This is a genomic window from Nocardioides sp., assembly GCF_034670285.1.
GTDB lineage: Bacteria > Actinomycetota > Actinomycetes > Propionibacteriales > Nocardioidaceae > Nocardioides.
Genome location: NZ_JAXMNS010000227.1, coordinates 1 through 6,043, shown reverse-complemented (window position 1 = coordinate 6,043; position 6,043 = coordinate 1). Strand labels below are relative to the sequence as shown.

Below are 6,043 nucleotides of genomic sequence, written 5' to 3'. Positions count from 1 at the left end.
TTTTCGTCCCGGTCGCACTTCGCTTTTGCCTCACCGAGGCCGACCTGCTCCTCGCCCGCGTGCGGGCCGACCTGCCCCGCAAGGCCAAGGCCGAGGCGAAGGTCCTCGACGCCGCCCTCAATGCCGCTCGCGACGCCGGCCGACCCGACGAGGCCCGTCTGGCACAGCTGCTAGGTGACGACGTCCGAGCCGTGCTGGAGGCCCACCCGCTGCGCGAGCTCCTCACCGTCGAGGGTCCGTTTCCGGCGTACGCCGATCGCGAGCGGGCGCTCTACGGCAGCTGGTACGAGTTCTTCCCACGCTCCGAGGGCGCCACCCAGGATCCCGACACGGGGGCGATCACCAGCGGCACCTTCGAGACCGCCGTGGTCGGACTCGAGCGGGCCGCCGCCATGGGGTTCGACATCGTCTACCTCCCACCGATCCACCCGATCGGCGAGGTCAACCGCAAGGGTCCCAACAACACCCTCACCCCTGGGCCCACCGATCCCGGCTCACCCTGGGCGATCGGCAGCAAGGACGGCGGCCACGACGCCATCCACCCCGAGCTCGGCACGTTCGCCGACTTCGACGCCTTCGTGGCCCGAGCCGGTGAGCTCGGGCTGGAGGTCGCCCTCGACCTGGCCCTCCAGGCTGCGCCGGACCACCCGTGGGTCTCGACCCACCCGGAGTGGTTCACCACCCGCGCCGACGGCACCATCGCCTACGCCGAGAACCCTCCCAAGAAGTACCAGGACATCTACCCGGTCAACTTCGACAACGACCCGGCCGGCATCTGCCGCGAGGTGCTCCGAGTCGTGCGGCTCTGGATGAGCCACGGCGTCCGGATCTTCCGCGTCGACAACCCCCACACCAAGCCGCTGCAGTTCTGGGAGTGGCTGCTCGGCGAGATCCGCCGCACCGATCCCGACGTGCTGTTCCTCTCCGAGGCCTTCACCCGTCCGCCGATGATGCACGGCCTCGGGTCGGTCGGCTTCCACCAGAGCTACACCTACTTCACCTGGCGCACCAAGCGCTGGGAGATCGAGGACTACCTGCGCGAGGTCAGCTCGGAGTCCGACTCGGTGATGCGGCCGAACTTCTTCGTCAACACCCCCGACATCCTTCACGAGTCCCTCCAGTACGGCGGCCCGGCGGCGTTCAAGATCCGTGCCGCGCTCGCGGCCACCGGCAGCCCGAGCTGGGGGGTGTACGCCGGCTACGAGCTGTTCGAGCACGTCGCGCTCAAGCCCGGCAGCGAGGAGTACCTCGACACCGAGAAGTTCCAGATCCGCATCCGCGACTGGGCCGGAGCCGAGGCACAGGGGCGCACGCTCGCGCCGTACCTCACCCGCCTCAACGAGATCCGGCGCAGCCACGTCGCGCTCCAGCGGTTGCGCAACGTGACCATCCACTCGGCCGACGACGAGAACATCCTGGTGTTCAGCAAGCGGGCTTCGTCGGGCCCAGCCACCGGGGCGGACGACATCGTGATCGTGGTGATCAACCTCGACCCCCACGGCACCCGCGAGACGATGATCCACCTCGACATGCCGGCCCTCGGCCTCGACTGGTCCGACTCGTTCGTCGTCCACGACGAGATCACCGGTGCCGACTGGACCTGGGGCGAGCACGACTACGTGCGTCTGGACCCCGGTCACGAGCCGGCGCACGTGCTCACCGTGAGGAGGCCCGCGTGAGCGACGCTCACCCCGACCCCCGGGCGTCCGTGCCCGGCACACCGATCACCGACACCCCCGACTGGTTCCGCACGGCGGTCTTCTACGAGGTCATGGTGCGCAGCTTCCGTGACTCCAACGGCGACGGCACGGGCGACTTCAAGGGCCTCACCGAGAAGCTCGACTACCTGCAGTGGCTCGGCGTCGACTGCCTGTGGGTGCCGCCGTTCTTCTCCTCGCCGTTGCGCGACGGGGGCTACGACGTCGCCGACTTCACCAACATCCTTCCCGAGGCCGGCACCGTCGAGGACTTCCACCACTTCCTCGACGAGGCCCACGCCCGCGGCATCCGGGTGATCATCGACTTCGTCATGAACCACACCAGTGACGCGCACCCGTGGTTCCAGGCGAGCCGCGAGGACCCTGACGGGCCCTACGGCGACTTCTACGTCTGGTCTGACACCGACGAGCTCTACCAGGAGGCCCGGGTCATCTTCGTCGACACCGAGCCGTCCAACTGGACCTGGGACCCGGTGCGCCAGCAGTACTTCTGGCACCGCTTCTTCTCCCACCAGCCGGACCTCAACTACGACAACCCGGACGTGCACGACGCCATCCTCGAGGCGATCTCGTTCTGGTTCGACATGGGCCTCGACGGCTTCCGCCTCGACGCGGTGCCCTACCTCTACGAGCGCCCGGGCACCAACGGGGAGAACCTTCCCGAGACCCACGAGTTCCTCCGCAAGGTGCGCCGCTTCGTCGACGAGAAGTACCCCGGCAAGATCCTGCTGGCCGAGGCCAACCAGTGGCCCGCGGACGTCGTCGACTACTTCGGTGGCACCACCACCGAAGAGGGCGAGTGGGTGGGCGACGAGTGCCACATGTGCTTCCACTTCCCGGTGATGCCGCGCATCTTCATGGCCGTACGGCGTGAGTCGCGCTTCCCGATCTCGGAGATCCTCGAGCAGACCCCCGCCATCCCCGGCGGCAGCCAGTGGGGCATCTTCCTGCGCAACCACGACGAGCTCACCCTCGAGATGGTCAGCGACGAGGACCGCGACTACATGTGGGGTGAGTACGCCAAGGACCCGCGGATGAAGGCCAACATCGGCATCCGGCGTCGGCTCGCCCCGCTGCTCGACAACGACGTCAACCAGATCGAGCTGTTCCACGCACTGCTGCTCTCGCTGCCGGGCTCACCGGTGCTCTACTACGGCGACGAGATCGGCATGGGCGACAACATCTGGCTCGGTGACCGCGACGGCGTCCGTACGCCGATGCAGTGGACCCCCGACCGCAACGCCGGCTTCTCCTCGGCCACCCCCGGCAAGCTGTTCCTCCCGGCGATCCAGGACCCGGTCTACGGCTACCAGAGCGTCAACGTCGAGGCCGAGCTGGAGAACCCGTCGTCCTTGCTGCACTGGATGCGTCGGATGATCCACGCCCGGCGCCAGCACCCCGCGTTCGGTCTCGGCGAGTTCCACGACGTCGGCGGCTCCAACTCGACCGTGCTGTCCTACGCCCGGGAGTACCACGAGCCGGGCGCCGATCCAGACCTCCCCGGCGACGTCATCCTGTGCGTCAACAACCTCTCGCGCTTCCCGCAACCGGTCGAGCTCGACCTGCGGCGCTTCGAGGGGCTGGTGCCGGTCGAGATGCTCGGCGGCGTGCAGTTCCCGCGGATCGGCGAGCTGCCCTACCTGCTGACGCTCAGCGGCTACGGCTTCTACTGGTTCCGCCTCGTCCCCAGCGAGACCTCCGACGAAGGGCAGCTGCTGTGAGCGATCCGAGCACTCCCGGCTCCCCCGGCTCCCCCGCCTCCCCTGCGGTCTCCGACTCCAGCGACCACATCGACCCGCAGGTCCTGGTCACCTACCTCACCAAGACGCGTTGGTTCGGCGGCAAGGGGCGGCCCTACGACGTCAGCGGCGTCCGGCGCATCGGCACGCTCAGCGACACCGGGCCCTACCCCCGCGTCGTCGTCCTCCTCGTCGAGCTGACCTACTCCGACGTCGCCGCGGGTGCCGAGGACGCCGTCGAGCTCTACCAGGTGCCGCTGGCGCTCTACACCGATCCCGAGCATCGCCTCGACCACGCCTTCATCGGATGGTGGGACGACCCGGGCATGGGATGGGTGCACGCCTACGACGCCCTGCACGACCGCCAGGCGATGGACCGCTGGCTCCAGGCGTTCGGCGCAGCTGCCCCGCAGCACGTGGGTGGTCTGGACTTCCACCGACTCCCGGGTCACGACCTCGACCTCGAGGCCGTCTCGACCCTCTTCACCGGCGAGCAGTCGAACTCCTCGGTCGCCTTCGGCGAGGACGCCGTGCTCAAGGTGTTCCGCAAGGTCACGCCCGGGGCCAACCCCGACATCACCACCCACGAGGTGCTGACCCGGGCGGGATCGAGCGACGTCGCCCACCTCTACGGATGGGTGTCGTACGGCGAGGGCGAGCAGATGCTCCACCTCGGGATGCTCCAGCAGTTCCTGCGCACCGCCAGCGACGGGTGGGACCTCGCCCTGACCAGCGTGCGCAATCTGTATGCCGACGCCGACCTCGCCGCACGCGAGGCCGGGGGCGACTTCGCCGGCGAGGCCGGCCGACTCGGCGAGACCCTGGCCGCGGTGCACGCCGAGCTGGCCAAGGGCTTCGCCTGCAGCAGCGTGCCGGGAGCCTTCGTCGCCGAGCAGATGCGCCAGCGGCTCACGGCCGCGCTGGACGTCGTCCCCCAGCTCGCCGAGCACGAGTCGTCGCTGCGCGCTCTCTTCGACCGGTTGGCCGCGATCGAGGAGGTGCCGGTGCAGCGCGTGCACGGTGACCTCCACCTCGGCCAGACCCTGCGGACCGCGCTGGGCTGGAAGATCGTCGACTTCGAAGGCGAGCCGGCCAAGGCGCTCAGCGAGCGGGTCCTGCCGGACTCCCCCTGGCGCGACGTCGCCGGGATGCTGCGGTCCTTCGCCTACGCCCCGCACGCCGTCGAGCGCCAGTACACCGACGTCGACGACGAGGAAGCCGACGACCGCCACGAGCGGGGTCTGGAGTGGACCGCTCGCAACCAGCGCTACTTCGTCGGTTCCTACACCGGCGGAGAGCTTTCCGCCGACGAGCTGACCCTGCTCGACGCCTACGTCGCCGACAAAGCTGTCTACGAGACCGTCTACGAGACCCGCAACCGACCGACCTGGGTGGAGATCCCACTCCGGGCGATCGCACGGATCGGAGCATCACGATGAGTACGCCGTCCCAGCCCACCTCTGGGCCCACCTCTGGGCCCACCCCACAGCCGGCCTCCGTCGGACGGGGCGAGCTCGACCAGATCGTGCGCGGCGACCACGGTCACCCGCACGCCGTCCTCGGTCCGCACGTCCACGAGGGCGTGACGACCTTCCGCGTGCTCAAGCCGCTCGCCGAACGGGTGCTGGTGCGCCACGACGGCGGTGACACCGTGCTCGAGCACGAGCACGGGGGCATCTGGGTCGGTGCCGTCGCGAGCAGCGAGGTGCCCGACTACCGCGTGGTCGTCGACTACGGGCAGGGCGAGATCGTCGTCGACGACCCCTACCGCTTCCTGCCGACCCTCGGTGAGGTCGACCTGCACCTCGTCAACGAGGGCCGTCACGAGAACCTCTGGCAGGTCCTCGGCGCCCGCGTGCAGAGCTACGACGTCCCGGGCGGCGAGCCGATCACCGGCACGTCGTTCGCGGTGTGGGCGCCCTCGGCGCGCGCGCTGCGCATCAAGGGCGACTTCAACTCCTGGGACGGCCGCGAGCACCCGATGCGCCAGCTCGGTCAGTCGGGCGTGTGGGAGCTGTTCGTGCCGGGCGTCGCGTCGGGCACGTCGTACAAGTTCGTCGTGCTCGGGGCCGACGACGTCTGGCGGGAGAAGGCCGACCCGATGGCCTTCCACGCCGAGGTCGCGCCCGCGACGTCGTCGCGCGTGCACGAGTCGACCCACGTGTGGGGCGACGAGGCCTGGATGGCGGCTCGCGCCGAGAAGCAGCCGATCGACGAGCCGATGTCGACCTACGAGCTGCACCTCGGCTCCTGGAAGCGTCACCCCGGTGGCGGCTTCTGGTCCTACGACGAGATGGCCGACGACCTGGTGCCCTACCTGTCGAACCTCGGCTTCACCCACGTCGAGCTGATGCCGGTGATGCAGCACCCCTTCGGCGGCTCGTGGGGCTACCACGTGACGTCGTACTTCGCTCCCGACTCCCGCTACGGCGACCCCGACGGCTTCAAGCGTCTCGTCGACCGCTTCCACCAGGCCGGCATCGGCGTGATCCTCGACTGGGTGCCGGGTCACTTCGCGACCGACGAGTGGGCGCTGGTCAACTTCGACGGCACCCCGCTCTACGAGGACCCCAACCCGCAGCGCGG

At 69.3% G+C, this 6,043-nt stretch carries 4 protein-coding genes; all 4 read left to right on the top strand.

Annotated features, from left to right (window positions below; all coding sequences use genetic code 11):
- A partial coding sequence (locus VOI19_RS12145; protein ID WP_323793223.1) for an alpha-1,4-glucan--maltose-1-phosphate maltosyltransferase occupies positions 1–1,679 on the top strand: 1,679 nt, incomplete at its 5' end.
- Positions 1,676–3,439 (top strand): maltose alpha-D-glucosyltransferase, encoded by a 1,764-nt coding sequence (gene treS, locus VOI19_RS12140; RefSeq protein WP_323793222.1) that lies wholly within the window; start codon positions 1,676–1,678, stop codon positions 3,437–3,439. The genes VOI19_RS12145 and treS, both read left to right, overlap by 4 nt.
- A complete protein-coding gene (locus tag VOI19_RS12135; protein ID WP_323793221.1) occupies positions 3,436–4,896 on the top strand; it encodes a maltokinase N-terminal cap-like domain-containing protein in 1,461 nt (486 codons plus the stop codon). Before treS ends, VOI19_RS12135 begins: the two co-directional genes overlap by 4 nt.
- A partial coding sequence (locus tag VOI19_RS12130; RefSeq protein ID WP_323793220.1) for a GlgB N-terminal domain-containing protein occupies positions 4,893–6,043 on the top strand: 1,151 nt, incomplete at its 3' end. The genes VOI19_RS12135 and VOI19_RS12130, both read left to right, overlap by 4 nt.